13 protein-coding genes and 1 pseudogene are annotated in these 15,951 nt (G+C 63.7%); 8 read left to right on the top strand and 6 right to left on the bottom strand.

The genetic code is table 11. The annotated features are described in order from the left end of the window. Nucleotides 1–81: pseudogene (locus GGD61_RS39465) on the top strand (IS5/IS1182 family transposase); the annotation flags it as partial. Nucleotides 82–420: 339 nt separating this feature from the next. Here GGD61_RS39465 and GGD61_RS39460 read toward each other — a convergent pair. Both GGD61_RS39460 and GGD61_RS39455 read right to left on the bottom strand, forming a co-directional pair. Continuing rightward, a complete protein-coding gene (locus tag GGD61_RS39460) occupies nt 421–690 on the bottom strand; it encodes a hypothetical protein (RefSeq protein ID WP_092259422.1) in 270 nt (89 codons plus the stop codon). Between the two features lie 452 nt (nt 691–1,142). Further along, a complete protein-coding gene (locus tag GGD61_RS39455; RefSeq protein ID WP_183232457.1) occupies nt 1,143–2,075 on the bottom strand; it encodes a LysR family transcriptional regulator in 933 nt (310 codons plus the stop codon). Nucleotides 2,076–2,172: 97 nt separating this feature from the next. On the opposite strand from GGD61_RS39455, the gene GGD61_RS39450 reads away from it, so the two are divergent. The 3 genes from GGD61_RS39450 to ppc all read left to right on the top strand — a co-directional run bounded on the left by GGD61_RS39450 (nt 2,173) and on the right by ppc (nt 7,886). Next, entirely contained in the window at nt 2,173–3,153 is a 981-nt protein-coding gene (locus GGD61_RS39450) for a tripartite tricarboxylate transporter substrate binding protein (RefSeq protein WP_183232456.1), read from the top strand. Further along, on the top strand, nt 3,150–4,001 hold the full coding sequence (locus GGD61_RS39445) for a class I SAM-dependent methyltransferase (protein WP_092259413.1): 852 nt from the start codon (nt 3,150–3,152) through the stop codon (nt 3,999–4,001). Before GGD61_RS39450 ends, GGD61_RS39445 begins: the two co-directional genes overlap by 4 nt. 1,086 nt (nt 4,002–5,087) lie before the next feature. After that, nucleotides 5,088–7,886 (top strand): phosphoenolpyruvate carboxylase, encoded by a 2,799-nt coding sequence (gene ppc, locus GGD61_RS39440; protein WP_092259410.1) that lies wholly within the window; start codon nt 5,088–5,090, stop codon nt 7,884–7,886. Between the two features lie 68 nt (nt 7,887–7,954). Here ppc and GGD61_RS39435 read toward each other — a convergent pair whose 3' ends face one another. From GGD61_RS39435 to GGD61_RS39420, 4 genes are all read right to left on the bottom strand, one after another. Next, nucleotides 7,955–9,067: an SMP-30/gluconolactonase/LRE family protein gene (locus GGD61_RS39435; RefSeq protein ID WP_092259407.1), complete on the bottom strand. Its 1,113-nt coding sequence runs from the start codon at nt 9,065–9,067 to the stop codon at nt 7,955–7,957. Between the two features lie 116 nt (nt 9,068–9,183). After that, entirely contained in the window at nt 9,184–10,098 is a 915-nt protein-coding gene (locus tag GGD61_RS39430) for an SDR family oxidoreductase (RefSeq protein WP_018315654.1), read from the bottom strand. Nucleotides 10,099–10,201: 103 nt separating this feature from the next. Then, nucleotides 10,202–11,341, bottom strand: coding sequence for a thiolase C-terminal domain-containing protein (locus GGD61_RS39425; protein ID WP_092259404.1), 1,140 nt, complete (start codon nt 11,339–11,341; stop codon nt 10,202–10,204). A gap of 3 nt (nt 11,342–11,344) precedes the next feature. Then, complete coding sequence (locus GGD61_RS39420; RefSeq protein WP_038957112.1) at nt 11,345–11,758, bottom strand: Zn-ribbon domain-containing OB-fold protein; 414 nt, start codon at nt 11,756–11,758, stop codon at nt 11,345–11,347. Nucleotides 11,759–11,951: 193 nt separating this feature from the next. Between GGD61_RS39420 and GGD61_RS39415 the strand changes: the two genes are divergently transcribed. The 4 genes from GGD61_RS39415 (at nt 11,952) to alkB (ending at nt 15,736) form a co-directional block, all read left to right on the top strand. Beyond that, a complete protein-coding gene (locus GGD61_RS39415) occupies nt 11,952–13,301 on the top strand; it encodes an amidase (RefSeq protein WP_183232455.1) in 1,350 nt (449 codons plus the stop codon). Beyond that, nucleotides 13,294–13,980 (top strand): DUF2848 domain-containing protein, encoded by a 687-nt coding sequence (locus GGD61_RS39410; RefSeq protein WP_092259398.1) that lies wholly within the window; start codon nt 13,294–13,296, stop codon nt 13,978–13,980. The genes GGD61_RS39415 and GGD61_RS39410 overlap by 8 nt, the downstream gene beginning before the upstream one ends. A gap of 346 nt (nt 13,981–14,326) precedes the next feature. After that, the gene (locus GGD61_RS39405) at nt 14,327–15,073 is read left to right on the top strand and encodes a 2OG-Fe(II) oxygenase (protein ID WP_092259395.1); all 747 of its coding nucleotides are present in this window, start codon (nt 14,327–14,329) and stop codon (nt 15,071–15,073) included. Nucleotides 15,074–15,082: 9 nt separating this feature from the next. Further along, on the top strand, nt 15,083–15,736 hold the full coding sequence (gene alkB / locus GGD61_RS39400) for a DNA oxidative demethylase AlkB (RefSeq protein WP_092259955.1): 654 nt from the start codon (nt 15,083–15,085) through the stop codon (nt 15,734–15,736). Nucleotides 15,737–15,951: the final 215 nt, after the last annotated feature.

Here is a 15,951-nt window from a genome sequence, read left to right as displayed (position 1 = left end):
GCAACTCGCTACGACAAACTTGCCAGAAATTTCTTGGCTGCCGTCCACCTCGCCGCCATCGTCGCATATTGGATCAATTGAGTCTGAACCCTAGCAGTTAGATGCGTCACGCTTGGTCATGAGACCAGTACCAAGATTGCAAAATTCGGCTGTACCAAGGGCCATTGAGACGGCGAACAGATTGCCAGAGCTGACAACCCTATCCAGGCCCAGCTCAACGTCCAGGCAGTTGCTGACCGGAATTCCTGGCGGTCGATGGCAACGGGCGGCCTTTCGGCCGCACAGTGTTTCTTGTGATCAAGAGGGTATCGTCGCGACATTGCGCAATGCAGACGGACTCAGCCCGTAGGATAGGTAGAGCGCCAGCGAAATCCATCAATCACTCCGCCTGTGACGAAGCAGGATGGCTTTCGTAAGTGCTCAACCCATCCTGCGTGCTCTGGACCGGAGGAAGAGAGCGCCTGCAAGTCCAACCAAGAGGCATATCCCAACCGTATAGCCCGCTGGATTCATGAAACCCAGATGATCGGCAAGGACGGTGAGGGTGATCGATGCAATCACTTGCGCGATCCAGACGCGCCACGCTGCTTCCATCGCTTGCCCAAACGTCGCCCGTTCAAAATAAAGCACGCCCCATGAAGGTGCCAACAAGACGACCAGCAGAACGACAACTACGACTGCCGCAAACATTATTGCCCTCTCCGCCTGCCGACAGGCGAGAACCGTCCTTCTTCACCGCTTAAATGGCCGCCGAAGGGATGACCACCGCCAAGAATTAGAGGACCAGGGATTGAAGCCCGCGCAAGAAAGCGGGCTTCCTCTCGTTTGCCAAGATAGCACAGAAGGCTTGGCACAAGCACGAAGACAGGCAGTGCAACCGCCGACGGCACCACATACAAGAAGATGGCGCTACGCCGCCCCATATCCTCGTTCGTATAAGGCGATGACCGCTCCGCTGAGGGCGTGAAGCAGTCCACCCCAAACTAAGCGCATTAACCAGGATGACAGGAATGACGGATCTACGCTTTGCATGCTCATCGTGAGGTCGACCGATAGTCCCATCCCATGCAGTATTTAGCTGCTCGTAGGATGGCCACAGCAAAAGCGAAACCCATCACGGCTTCGCAAGTGCTCAACCCATCCTAGGTGCCGACGGCGTAGTCCTTTGCTTCCTTCCTGACGAAATTGATGAACTGTTTCACGACTGCGGACTTGTCATCGCGGCGGGAGGCAAGCTTGAGCGTAGCCATAGGTCGGTTGGATCCCTTGATCGAGCGGTAGATCACGCCTTCCATGTTCATACGTTGAAGCGAGGCCGGGACAAACGTGATGCCAAGGCCAGCGCCGACCAGACTCAGCGTCGACGTGATGCGGGGCGCCAATTGCGTGGACGCCCCGAGGTTACCGATCCGCGGGCTGAAGCCGGCTGCCCGGCATGCGGCAATGGTGGAATCGTACATTCCCGTCCCCGGCGGTCCGTACAGGATGAAAGTCTCGCGGGACAGTCGATCAAGCGAAACCGGCGCCTCGGTTTTGGTTTGAGCTAGCACGTGGCTGCTTGGCAGCGCCACGACCATTGGTTCGTCAAGCAGCGACGTGACGGCCAGCCCTTGTCCATTGCCCATCGCAGCGCGAACGAAAGCTACGTCCATTTGTTCGTTCCTTACGCGATCGACGGATTCGTTGCTCAGACATTCCTCCAAAGTCAGAGCCACCATGGGACAGGCTTCGCGAAATGCGCGAATGGCGCGCGGCACGACCGGATGAAACGGCGTCGTGGAGGTGACCCCGACGCACAGGCGCCCCTGTTCACCCCGCGACGCGCGCTGGGTCGAGTCGAAAGCCCGATCGAGATGCATCAATGTCGCGCGCGCCTCCTCCAGAAAAGCACGGCCCGCGTCAGTCAGCTCCACGCCCCGGGCTTTGCGTAGAAAAAGCTGCACGTCGAGTTCCCGCTCGATGGCCTTGATCTGCTGGCTCAGCGGCGGCTGCTGCATTCCGAGGCGTTCAGCGGCTCGCGTGATATGTTTTTCCTCCGCTACAGCGATGAAATAGCGTAGATGCCTCAGCTCCATTTGCCATATCCATTAAATATGGAAGTTGATGGCAGCATATTATAGCTTGTATGCCTCTGGAAGCTTATCGTTGGGGCGACCATTCATGGAGGCCCACATGCGATTGAACCGCCGCCGCTTCCTGACAGCCTCATGCACGACCCTCGCGGCAGCCGCCTTGTCACGGCCGGCGCTCGCGGAGCAATATCCAGTCCGACCGGTGCGCGTCATAGTGCCGTTTGCTGCCGGAGGTCCAAACGATGTGGCGGCGCGTGTCATTGCGCAAGGACTCTCCGACCAGCTCGGCAAGCAATTCTTCGTCGAGAATATTGGTGGGGCCGGAGGCAATATCGGTGCAGGGCAAGCTGCCAGGGCCCAGCCCGACGGTAATACGATCTTTGTGGCTTCACCGAGTTATGTCGCGAATCCCACGCTCTTCGAAACTGTTCCCTACGACGTCCAAAAGAGCTTTGATGCCGTCACGCTGGCGGCGACCGCTCCTACTTTGCTTACGGTCCATCCGTCCATTCAGGCAAAGTCGGTCAAGGACCTCGTAGAACTGATCAAGGCCAGCCCGGGCAAATTCAGCTACGCTTCGCCGGGAGCGGGCACACCGCCTCATCTGTTGGGAGAACTCTTTCGGCTTTCACTTGAACTCGACATCGTGCACGTTCCTTTCAATGGCGGCGGTGCGGCCATTGGATCGACCCTCGCGGGCCATACGCCCGTGTCGTTCGGCGCGCTGCCACCCGCCATACAGCACGTCAGGGAGAACAAGTTGCGGGCGCTCGCGCTGACCAGCAAAACCCATTCCGAGGCGCTGCCGGGCGTTCCGAGCATTGCCGAGGCCGGGTATCCCGACATCGCGGCGGACATCTGGACGGCCGTTCTCGTCCCGGCAGGAACGCCGAAGGAATATATCGGCATCCTCCGGCGCGAAATTGCCAAGCTGATCGATCGAGCTGAAGTCAAGGATCGGCTCGCCGGTCTCGGATACCTGCCGGTCGCCAACTCTTCCGACGAATGCGCCGCATACCTGGCGTCTGAATACCGGAAATGGGGAAAAGTCATTCGCGATGCCGGGATCAAGGCCTCATGACGATCCATCCGTCGAGAACGTCCGCCGAACACACGGTTGCGCATCATTATGCTCGCGGCGGACTGATCGAGGTCATCGAAAGCGGTCTCGCTCAGATGGGGAAAACGACAGATACGGTCACGATCGACGATCTCTCCGCGGTGGACGAATTCCATATCGGCGGCCGGAAAGCGACCGAGGAACTGATGGCGCAGCTCGGGATTACGGCCGCGGACCATGTCCTGGATGTCGGCTCCGGTCTGGGAGGTCCAGCCCGCTTTCTCGCCGACCGCTATAAGTGCCGGGTCAGCGGAGTCGATCTGACGCCGGACTACGTCGAGACTGGACTCCGACTATGCCAATGGCTGGGGCTCGATGATCGCGTTACTCTCCATCAATCCAGCGCGCTTGCGATGCCGTTTCAGGAGGCGACCTTCAACAAGGCATACATGCTTCATGTCGGCATGAATATCGAAGACAAGGAAAATCTCTGTCTTGAAATCGCGCGTGTCTTGCAACCGGGAGCGCTTTTCGCAGTCTATGACGTCATGCGGACAGCCGAGGGCGAATTGCTGTTTCCTGTGCCATGGGCCACGACAAGCGATTCGAACATGGTCAGCGGTCCGGAGCGCTACAAGCGTGCATTGGAGCGAGCAGGCTTCGAAATCCTGTCGGAACGCAACCGAAAGGACTTCGCGCTTGCCTATTTCGCCGAATTGAAAGCCCGTTCGCTTGCCGGCGGCGTTGCTGGATCGCTGGGCTTGCACACGCTGATGGGCGAGAAACGGCAAGATCAAATACGCAACATGATCACGTGTATCTCCAACGGCATCATTGCCCCCTGCGAACTGATCGCACGTAAGGCTTGAGGCCGTAGGCCTTGAGCGGCTTTAGCTCGTCGGGACCCAAGCGAGACTTGCGCGACATTCGGCTTGCCCCTCAGCACGGGGATGGGTTTCGCAAGGGCTCTACCCATCCTAGCGCTGAGGTCTCCACCTCAATCCCTCGCGCTACCCATCGGGCAAAACACACCACATGCAGGTCAAGGAGCGGCGCCGCAAAATATTCTGATTGACCGAATTCGTTGTTTCGGCTAAACCGCATTTCATCCTGGCCGTCAAAGGGGCGTTTCGCGATCGTCACGATACGTAGGCCGGGATGCGATGGACGCGGCAGCGCCGGCGCGCGAGGTGATGGCAGGGCGGGCAAAATCCCGTGAGCCGTTGCGATCCGCGGCACGACACGGCGCGGTCACAGCGTTTCTTTTCGGCGTCGGGGGCGAGCACGCGCGAGCTTCCGGCTGTCCGGGGAAGGACGTCCGCGGACGGCAAAAGCGTGTGGTCCTGACGCCCGGGGTCTGTGCGTCAAGGCTTGCGGTGATGCAGCGGCCCAACCGGGCGCGCACATCAGTCATCCGCAAGACGACGGGGGCAATAGTGCATCGCTCCCCGGGGAGAGCGCGCCATAAGCCGTAAAACCATTGCGCAGGGAAGGCCGGGATGTCCCGGCGTCACCTGTGGTCACCCCGCGTGCGTCTTGTCGCGTGCGGACCATCGGGTGCCAGCCGGCGCCCGGCCTTCCCTGCGCCCTTTGTTCTCGATGAGGGCGAAACGGACAGCAAAGCTCGGGCGGAATACGCCGCGAGAAGGCGAAGGCGTGCTTATCGGTACAAAGAGAAAGCCTCGTGCCCCGGACGCAGCGAGCGCGACGCGTCTTCGCGGCGTGGTGCGCTGCTGAGCCGGGGCCCGGAAGGCGGCAGGGACGGTGTGGCTTTTGGGGTCCCGGCTCTGCGCAGCACCGCTTAAGCGTTGCAGGCGCGTCCGGGACACGAGCGTGGCCGCCAGTTTGCACCGCCTCCAACTTCGTCTTGCACTGCGGTAGAAAAATATCGCACACTCCGCTGGGCCGAGGAGCCCAGGAAGCTCTTCAAGGGAGCTCTTGAAGAGGAGCGAGCCATGTCCCTCCAGACCATACCGTCCGACGCCACTGAGCCTCGCCCCAACCGTCCCGAGGACGTTCAGGTGACGGAAGCGGAAGCCCGCCTGCGGGATGATATCCGCCTGCTCGGGCGCATCCTCGGCGACACCGTGCGCGATCAGGAGGGCGCCGATGTGTTCGATCTGGTCGAGCGCATCCGGCAGACCTCGATCCGGTTCCACCGCGACGAGGACCGGCTCGCCCGCCGCGAGCTCGAGCAGATCCTCGACAGCATGTCGACCTCCGAGACGGTGCGGATCGTCCGCGCCTTCAGCTATTTCTCCCACCTCGCCAATATCGCCGAGGATCAGAACAACATCCGCCAGATGCGCGCCCGCAGCGCCGCGAAGAACGGCGGCTCCGGCGTGCTGGCGGAAACGCTCGCCCATGCCCGAGACGCCGGCATCAAGCCCGATCAACTCCGCAGCTTCTTCAAGTCCGCGCTGGTGAGCCCGGTGCTGACCGCGCATCCGACCGAGGTGCGCCGCAAAAGCACGATGGACCGCGAGATGGAGGTCGCAGGCCTGCTCGACCGCCGCGAGCGCGTCGCGCTGACCGCGGAGGAGGCCGATGCCAGCGACGAGCAGCTTCGCCGCGAGGTGCTGACGCTGTGGCAGACCAATCTGCTGCGCCGGACCAAGCTCAACGTGCTCGACGAGGTCGCCAACGGCCTGTCGTTCTATGATTACACCTTCCTGCGCGAGGTGCCGCGGCTGGTCAACGCGCTGGAGGACCGGCTGGAGGAGGGCGGCGAGCAGGCCGCCTCCGAGCTCGCCTCGTTCCTGCGGATGGGCAGCTGGATCGGCGGCGACCGCGACGGCAATCCCTTCGTCACTGCCGACGTGATGCGCGGCACGCTGCGTCTGCAGTCGAGCCGGGTGATGCAGTTTTATCTGAACGAGCTGCACGTGCTCGGCTCGGAATTGTCGATCGCGGCGCATCTTGCCGACGTCTCGGAAGAGCTGCGCAACCTGGCGGAGCGCTCGCCGGATACCTCGCCGCACCGGAGTGGCGAGCCTTATCGTCTGGCGGTCTCCGGCATCTACGCGCGCCTGACCGCGACGGCCGAAAAGCTCGCGGTCGAGATCACGCGCCGGCCGGTCGGCAAGGGCGCGCCATATGCGAGCGTGAAGGAGCTGCAGGCCGATCTCGATGTGCTGCACCGCTCGCTGATCTCCAACAATGCCCGCGTCATCGCCCGCGGCCGGCTGCGGCTGCTGAGGCGCGCGGTGGACTGCTTCGGCTTCCATCTCGCCCGCCTCGACATCCGCCAGAACTCGGCGGTACACGAACGCACCATCGCCGAGCTGATGGACGCCGCCAATCCCGGCATGTCCTATCTCGCGCTCGGCGAAGAGGCGCGCATCTCGCTGCTCACCAATGAATTGCGCTCGACGCGCGCGCTGGTCTCGCCCTTCGTCAAGTACAGCGACGAGACCATGGGCGAGCTCAACGTCTTCCATGCCGCCGCTGAAGCGCATGCGATGTTCGGTTCGGACGCCATTCCCCAATGCATCATCTCGATGTGCAAGGGCATGTCCGACATGCTCGAGGTCGCGGTGCTGCTGAAAGAGGTCGGCCTCGTCCATCCCTCCGGGCGCAGCGCCATCAACATCGTGCCGCTGTTCGAAACCATCGAGGATCTGCAGGCCTCCAGCGGCATCATGGACCGCATGCTGTCGCTGCACGATTACCGCCGCCTCGTCGACAGCCGCGGCAGCGTGCAGGAGGTCATGCTCGGCTATTCCGACAGCAACAAGGACGGCGGCTTCGTCACCTCGGGCTGGGAGCTCTACAAGGCCGAGATCGGTCTCGTCGACGTGTTCGAGCGGCATCACGTGCGGCTGCGCCTGTTTCACGGCCGCGGCGGCTCGGTCGGCCGCGGCGGCGGGCCGAGCTATGACGCCATCATCGCGCAGCCCGGCGGCGCGGTGAACGGCCAGATCCGTATCACCGAGCAGGGCGAGATCATCTCGTCGAAATATTCCAACGCCGAGGTCGGCCGCAACAATCTGGAGATCCTCGCCGCCGCAACGCTGGAGGCGAGCCTGCTCAATCCGCGCCAGAGCGCGCCGCGCCGCGAATATCTGACCGCGATGGACGAATTGTCGAACCTCGCGTTTAGAGCTTATCGCGGCCTCGTCTATGAGACCGACGGTTTCGTCGACTATTTCTGGGCCTCCACCGTCATCAACGAGATCGCGACGCTGAACATCGGCAGCCGTCCGGCCTCGCGCAAGAAGACGCGCGCGATCGAAGACCTGCGCGCGATTCCCTGGGTGTTCTCCTGGGCGCAATGCCGCCTGATGCTGCCCGGCTGGTACGGCTTTGGCAGCGCGGTCGAGCAGTGGATCGCGGAGCATCCGCAACAGGGCATGCCGTTCCTGAAGGAGCTCTACAGGGAATGGCCGTTCTTCCGCATGCTGCTGTCGAACATGGACATGGTGCTCGCGAAAAGCTCGATCGCAATCGCCTCGCGCTATGCCGAGCTGGTGCCGGACGAAGCCCTGCGCGAGAAGATATTCGGCCGCATCCGCCGCGAATGGCATTCCTGCATCGAGACGCTGCTCGACATCATGGGGCAGGACCGCTTGCTGCAGGGCAATCCGCTGCTGGAGCGCTCCGTGCGCCACCGCTTCCCCTATCTCGATCCGCTCAACCACGTGCAGGTCGAGCTGTTGAAGGAGCACCGCGCGCAGAACCCGGACGAGCAGGTGCTGCGCGGGATTCAACTGACGATCAACGGGATTTCGGCGGGGCTGCGGAATACGGGGTAAATGCGAATGGCGAATAGGGAGTAGCGAATGGATTCTATTCGCCATTCGCCACCCACCATTCGCCTATCTCAACAGAAATGCGCGCCCTGCGTCTCCACATAGACCGCGTACAGCGACTGGCTCGCGGTCATGAACAGGCGGTTGCGCTTCTTGCCGCCGAAGCAGACATTGGCGCAGGTCTCGGGCAGCAGGATCTGTCCGATGCGCGCGCCGTCGTTCGGCGCGAACACCTGCACGCCGTCATAGCCGGGACCGACCCAGCCGGCGCCGACCCAGATGTTGCCCTCGGTGTCGACGCGCAATCCGTCGGGGAAGCCCGACTTGCCGTCGAGCGTCATGTCGATCAGCTTCTTCGGGTTCGACAGTTTGGCGCCGTCGATGTCGTAGGACCACACCACGTTCTTGGCCTCAGGGTAATGCGTGATGCCGGTGTCGCAGACATAGAGCTTCTTGTAGTCGTGGCTGAAGGCGATGCCGTTCGGCTTGAACGGCTCGTCTGCGACCTTCGCCACCTGTCCGGTCTGGGCGTCTATGCGATAGACGGCTTCCTTCTGGTGCGGCTGTAGCGAACCGGTATTGGCCAGCTTGCCCTCGTAGATGCTGATCGCGCCGTAGCCGGGATCGGTGAACCAGATCGACTTGTCGTTGGGATGCACCACCATGTCGTTCGGGCCGTTGAGCGGCTTGCCGCCGGCCTGCTCGGCCAGCGCCGTCACCGAGCCGTCGTGCTCGTAGCGGACGAGGCGCGTGCGCTCGGCGCTGAGCTGGCGTCCCTCGGTGTCGAACGAATTGCCATTGGCCTCGTTCGACGGCTTGTGGAACTGCTCGGAGATGTGGCCATCGTCGTCGAGGTAGCGCAGCTGCCGGTTGGCGGGGATATCGCTCCAGACGAGATATTGTCCCTGCGCATTCCACGCCGGCCCCTCCGCCCACAGGCAGCCGGTGTAGAGCCGCTTGATCGCGGTGTTGCCGACCTTGGCCTTGAAGCGCTTGGGGTCGATGGCGATGATGTCGGGGTCGGGATAGCGCTGCGGCTCGGCATTGGCGCCGAAGTCGCGGGCGTCGGCTCGCGAGGCGAGGACAGTGGATGCGGCGAGAGCCGCCGTGCCTTTGAGCAGCGTGCGGCGGCCGAGGCCGCCCGTTACAGAGGTGTCGTCGGAGTTGGTCAGTGTTCTTGTCATGGTTTCCTCCCAAAGTTTCGTTGGGAGGACACCATTCGCCCGCAATCGGGCGTAAACCGGGGCGATCTCCGGCCGAGACAACCGGAGATCGCAGGGCTGGGATGCCGGAAATGCGGCTAGACGGGATCCCAGGTGAAGATGTCGGCGGAGCGGTCCAGCTCGTAGAACGAGCCCTTCAGCGCCGGCATGCCATGTTCCGCGATCGACTGCGGCGTCCAGCCTTCGCTCCGCTGCACCGAGCGGATCGGACGGTTCTGGCTGAACAGGAAGATCTCGTTCATGCGCACGCCAAAGATCTGCCCGGTAACGTCCTTGGCGGCATCGGAGATCAGATAGCCGCAGAGCGGGGCGATTTTCTCCGGACCCATCTGCTTGATCTTCTCGACCCGCGCCTTCTCGGCCTCAGTCTCGGTCGGAATGGTGCCGATCATGCGGGTCCAGGCGAACGGCGAGACGCAGTTGGAGCGGACGTTGAAGCGGCCCATGTCGAGCGCGATCGACTTCGACAGCCCGACGATGCCGAGCTTGGCGGCGGCGTAGTTGGCCTGGCCGAAATTGCCGATCAGGCCGGAGGTCGAGGTGAAGTGCACGAAGGAGCCCGACTCCTGCTCGCGGAAGATTCGCGCGGCGGCGTGGCTGACGTAGAACGAGCCCATCAGATGCACCTTGATGACGGCCTCGAACGCCTCCACGCTCATCTTGTGGAAGATCATGTCGCGCAAGATGCCGGCATTGTTGACGACGCCGTCGAGCCGGCCGAAATGATCGGTCGCGGTCTTCACGATCTTGCTGGCGGGGATGGCTTCGGCGACCGACTCGAAATTGGCAACCGCGGTGCCGCCGCGCTTCTTGATCTCCTCGACCACCTCCTCGGCGGGCGCCGCGTTCGAACCGGCGCCATCCGAGGCTCCACCGGGATCGTTGACCACGACCTTGGCGCCTTCCGCCGCACAAAGCAGCGCGATCTCGCGACCGATGCCGCGGCCAGCGCCGGTGACGATGATGACCTTGTCCTGCAGTGATTTAGTCATGGGATGCCTCCTGTTGTGCCCGTCATTCCGGGATGGTGCGAAGCACCAGACCCGGAATCTCGAGATTCCGGGTCGCGCTGCGCGCGCCCGGAATGACGGTGCCTTACCTCTCGTTCGTAAACACGATCGTGCCACTTGCCGCGAACATGCCGCCGACGCCGTGGCACACCGAAATCTTCGCGTTCGGCACCTGCGCCGGCGCGATGCCGCGCATCTGGCGCACGCTCTCCTGCAGCGCGTACATGCCGTACATGCCCGAATGCATGTAGCTCAATCCGCCGCCATTGGTGTTGAGCGGCAGCTTCCCGCCGGGCCGGGTGTTGCCGTCGGCAATGAACTTGCCGGTCTCCTCATGCGGCATGAAGCCGAGGTCGCCGAGGCCGAACAGCGGCAGATGCGCGAACGCATCGTAGATCATGAGGTGGTCGACGTCCTTGTGGGCGATGCCGGCTTCCTTGAACGCGAGGGGGCCTGCGGTCTTGAACGCGCGCGAGGAGTTGAAGGTCTCCATCTGGCTGACCATCGGCGTCTCCACGCTCTCGCCGGTGCCCATGATGTAGACGGGCTTGCGCGGAAAATCCCTGGCGCGATCGGCCGAGGTCAGGATCAGCGCGCCGCCGCCGTCGGTGACGAGGCAGCATTGCAGCAGGCGGAACGGATAGGCGATCATGCGCGAATTGAGCACGTCGGCGACCGTGATCGGATCCTTCATCATCGCGCGCGGATTCTTCGCGGCCCATTCCCGCTGCACCACCGCGACCGCGGCGAGCTGCTCATGCGTGATGCCGTAGGTCTTCATGAAACGCAGCACGGGAATCGGGAACATGCTCGGCGGCCCGTAGACCCCGAACGGCGCCTCGAACTGGCCTTGCAGGCTGTCGGCGGGGATCGAGCGCGGCGCCTTGCCGATCATCGACTTGCCGCTCTCGGCGTGCGTGATCAGCACGGTCTTGCACAGGCCCGCCTCGATCGCCGCCGCGGCATGCCGAACGTGCAGCATGAAGGAGCAGCCGCCGACCGAGGTGCCGTCGACCCAGGTCGGCTTGATGCCGAGATAGTGGCAGACCTGCTGCGGCGTCTCGACCGCGGTGGCAAAGCCGTCGATGTCGGAGAGCTTCAGTCCGGCATCGGCGATGGCGTTGAGCGCCGCATCCGCGTGCAGCTGGAGCTGCGAGGCGTTCGGGACGACGCCAAGTTCGGTGGTCTCGGCCGCGCCGACGACGGCAACCTGGTTTCTGCGCATGGTCTACCCCTTCGCCGGACGAAACACGGGGAGGGTGATCTTGTCGTCGAGTGCCTGGAAGGCGACCTCGAGCTTCATGTCGAGCTCGAGCGCCTCGGGCGTCTGCGGGCAATCGATGATGTTGCTCATCATCCGCGGTCCCTCGGCAAGCTCCACCACCGCGATCGCATAAGGTGGCGTGAAGCCTGGCGCGGCCGGACGGTGGTTGATCACGTAGCTGTAGAGGAAGCCCTTGCCGCTCGCCTTGAAGATGCTGACCTTGCGCGAGGCGCAGGACGGGCAGAACGGGCGCGGCGGGAAGTAGACATGCGCGCAGGCGTCGCAGCGCTGCAGGCGCAATTCGCCCGCCTTCGTGCCGTCCCAGAAATGCTGGGTCTCCGGCGTCGGTTTTGGTCGCGCGCGCTGCGGTTCGGCCATGTCGGAACGCCCTCCCAGAAAGCAAATCTTGATAGGGCAGGCTTCACGCCCGCCCGTTTCGATCTTGATGCGACAATCGACCATGGGGCGTCAACGGTCCAGCAATACGCATGCATGCCATCATGCGCACAATGCTTGTGTCGAACTGAGGCAGCGCTATAGATTGCGCGCGACAATATTCCGTGAGACAGACATGCCCGAATTTCCGACGCTGGCGAAGCTCGCCGAAGACCTCGAAAGCGGCCGCACCACCGCCCGCAAGCTGGTCGAAGCCTGCATCGCCAGGATCGCCGATCCCGCCGGGGAGGGGCAGCGCACCTTCCTCCATGTCGATAAGGACGCCGCGCTCGCCGCGGCCGACGCGATGGACGGCTTGCGCAAGGCCAAGGCGGCGCCATCGCGCTATGCCGGCATCCCGATCTCGATCAAGGATCTGTTCGACATCAAGGGCCAGGTGACGCGCGCCGGCTCGCGCGCGCTCGACGATTCGCCGCCGGCCGAGCAGGATGCGGCGACGGTGGCGCGGCTGCGCAGGGCCGGCTTCGTCGTGATCGGGCGCACCAACATGACCGAGTTCGCCTATTCCGGCATCGGCATCAATCCGCATTACGGCACGCCGAAGGGGGCCTGGAACAGGGCCGAAGGCCACGTGCCGGGCGGCTCCTCCGCGGGCGCGGCGGTGTCCGTGCTCGACGGCATGGCACACGGCGCGCTCGGCACCGACACCGGCGGCTCCTGCCGGATTCCGGCCGCCTTCAACGGCATCGTCGGCTACAAGCCGACGCAGCGGCGCGTGCCGCTCGATGGCTCCGTGCCGCTGTCGTTCTCGCTCGACAGCATCGGGCCGCTGGCACGATCGGTCAGTTGCTGTGCCATACTCGACGCCGTGCTCGCGAACGAGCCGATCGCCCCGCTGAAGCCGCGTCCGATCCAGGGCATGCGACTGGCGGTGCCGACCACAATCGCGCTCGACGATCTCGACGCTGAGGTGGCCGAGACGTTCGAACGCGCCCTGAAAACGCTTTCCGATCACGGCGCCATCATCGAGCGCATCGAGATGGCGGAGTTTCATGACATCGGCCCGATGAATGCCAAGGGGGGCTTTGCCGCGTCCGAGAGCTACGCCTGGCACCGCTATCTCATCACGGCCAAGGGCGACGTCTACGACCCCCGTGTCTCGGTCCGCATCATGCGCGGCGAGGCGCAGAGCGCGGCCGACTACATCGATCTCCTCAACGAGCGTCGCTCGCTGATCGCCCGCGTCAACGCGCGCATTGCGCCCTATGATGCGCTGGTGCTACCGACCACGCCCAACACGCCGCCGAAGATCGCCGACCTTGCCGATGACAAGGCGTTCACGCGCGAGAACATCCGCGCACTGCGCAACTGCACCCTGATCAACATGATCGACGGCTGCGCCATCTCGCTGCCGGCGCATCGCCAGGGCGACGTCCCGGTCGGCCTGATGCTGGCGGGCGCTGGCGGAACGGACCATCGTATTTTCGAACTTGCTGCCGGCATGGAGGCCGTCATTCGTGTTTGACCTGACTTTCACCGTCGATGCCCAGGATACCACCACGCCGCTGACACTCGCGATCGACCAGATGGTCATCGCCGGCTGGACCGGCCGCGACCCCGTCGCGCGCGACAAGCACATCAAAGAGCTGCAGGAGATGGGCATCGCGCCGCCGGCCTCGACGCCGATCTACTACCGCGCCTCGGCGCGGCGGCTGACCCAGGAAGACAGCATCGAATGCACCGGCGGGGATTCCTCGGGCGAGGTCGAGTTCGTGCTGATCGGCTGGCAGGGCCGCATCTTCGTCGGTTGCGGCTCCGACCACACCGACCGCAAGGTCGAGGCCTACAACGTCACCGTGTCCAAGCAGATGTGCGACAAACCGATCGCCTCCACGCTGTGGGAGCTCGAAGACGTCATCGGCCATTGGGACAAGATGATCCTGCGCTCCTATGCCACGATCAAGGGCGAGCGCGTGCTCTACCAGGAGGGCACGCTGGACGCGATGCTGCCGGTGAACGACCTGATCGCACGCGGCTTCGAAGGAGGAAAATTCCCCGACGGTTGCGCCATGTTCGGCGGCACGTTTGCAGCCAAGGGCGGCGTCCGCCCGGCGGAGCGCTTCGATTTCGAGCTGGAAGACCCCGTGCTGAAGCGGACGATCAGGCATGGCTATGACGTGGCGACGTTGCCGGTGAGAGGCTAGCTCCACAAGCGATGGTCCCGTAGGGTGGGCAAAGCGACTTGTCCGCCATAGCTCGAAGAGCGACGGCGGAAGCGTGCCCACGTCTTGCCAAGACGCGGGCACGGCGCAAGAGCGCCTTTGCCCACCCTACGAAACTGGTCTGCTTGACCTCCGCCGTCGCGCCTAACTCTCCTCCGTCGTTGCAGCGTCGCTCTCTCCGCTTCATTGCGAGCGAGGCGAAGCAATCCAGAATCTCTCTGCGGAACCGGTCTGGATTGCTTCGTCGCAAGGGCTCCTCGCAATGACGCGGAGAGAGCTATCGGAAATCGGGTGGCGGAGTGAACGTCCGGCTGCGAAGGTGATTGTTATGACAATGACCGCACGAAAATCAGACCAACGATCCGCTCCCGATCTCACCGCCCACGTCGACGCCCTCGACTGGCCTCAGATCACGGCCGAACTGGAGGCCCAGGGCTGCGCCGTCCTGAAGGGCCTGTTGACGCCGGACCAGTGCCGCGCCGTTGCCGCGCTCTACCCGGACGACACGCAGTTTCGCAGCCGCATCGTCATGGGCCGCCACGGCTTCGGCCGCGGCGAGTACAAATATTTCTCCTATCCGCTGCCCGATCTGATCGCGCAGCTGCGCCCGGCGCTCTACACGCATTTGCAAGGCGTCGCCAATCGCTGGAACGAGGCGATGGGGATCGACATTCGCTATCCCGCCGCGCATGCGGCGTTCCTGAAACGCTGCCACGAGGCGGGGCAGGCGCGGCCGACGCCGCTGCTGCTGCAATATGAGGCGGGCGACTACAATTGCCTACACCAGGACCTCTATGGCGAGCACGTGTTCCCGCTGCAGGTCGCGATCCTGCTCTCCGAGCCGGGCCGCGACTTCAGCGGCGGCGAATTCGTGCTGACCGAGCAACGGCCGCGCATGCAGTCGCGGGCCGAGGTGGTGCCGCTGGCGCAGGGCGACGCCGTCGCCTTCGCTGTGCATCACCGCCCGGTACAGGGGACACGCGGCACTTACCGCGTTAATCTGCGCCATGGCGTCAGCCGCATCAGGTCCGGCCAGCGCCACACGTTGGGTGTAATTTTCCACGATGCCAAATGAGTGCTGCGATTGACGGCTGATCTGTTCGACAGTGTTGCCGAGGCGCAGCCGTCGCGCGAGGAGATCGCCGACGGTGCCGTGCTGCTGCGCGGCTTCGTCAAGCCGATCGAGACCGAGCTGATCGCCGCCGTGCGCGCGATCGTGGCGCAGTCGCCGTTCCGTCGCATGACCACGCCCGGTGGTCATCTGATGTCCGTGGCGATGACCAATTGCGGCGAGCGTGGCTGGATCACCGATCATACCGGCTATCGCTACGACCCCATCGATCCGCGCACCAGCGCGCCATGGCCCGAAATGCCGCCGGTGCTCCGCGATCTCGCCCGCCGCGCGGCGGAGCAGGGCGGCTTTCAAAACTTCGCGCCCGATGCCTGCCTCGTTAACCGCTACGAGCCCGGCACGCGGCTGTCGCTGCATCAGGACAAGGACGAGCTGGATTATTCGGCGCCGATCGTCTCGGTCTCGCTCGGATTGCCGGCGACCTTCCTGTTCGGCGGCCTGGCGCGCGCCGACAAGCCGTGCCGCTTCCGCCTGGTGCATGGCGATGTCGTGGTCTGGGGCGGACCTAGCCGGCTTGCCTATCACGGCGTCGCGCCGCTCGCGGAAGGTGAGCATGCGCTGCTGGGGCGGAAGCGGATCAATCTGACGTTTCGCAGGACGCGGTGACCTTCCTTCTCCCCTTGTGGGAGAAGGTGCCTTCCCGAAGGGAAGGCGGATGAGGGGGCTTTATCCGCGGAGACAGACCCCTCATCCGTCTCGCTGCCGCTTCGCGTCAGCGATCCACCTTCTCCCACAAGGGGCCTGTTGCGTTATCGGTCTTGGAGGCTGAGGACATGAGGAGAGAGGGGCGCGGTCACGGCAATTGCCAGCGAGGTCTCTAG

The organism is Bradyrhizobium sp. SBR1B (assembly GCF_014198205.1).
Taxonomy (GTDB): Bacteria; Pseudomonadota; Alphaproteobacteria; order Rhizobiales; family Xanthobacteraceae; genus Bradyrhizobium.
This window is presented reverse-complemented; position numbering and strand designations above follow the sequence as displayed.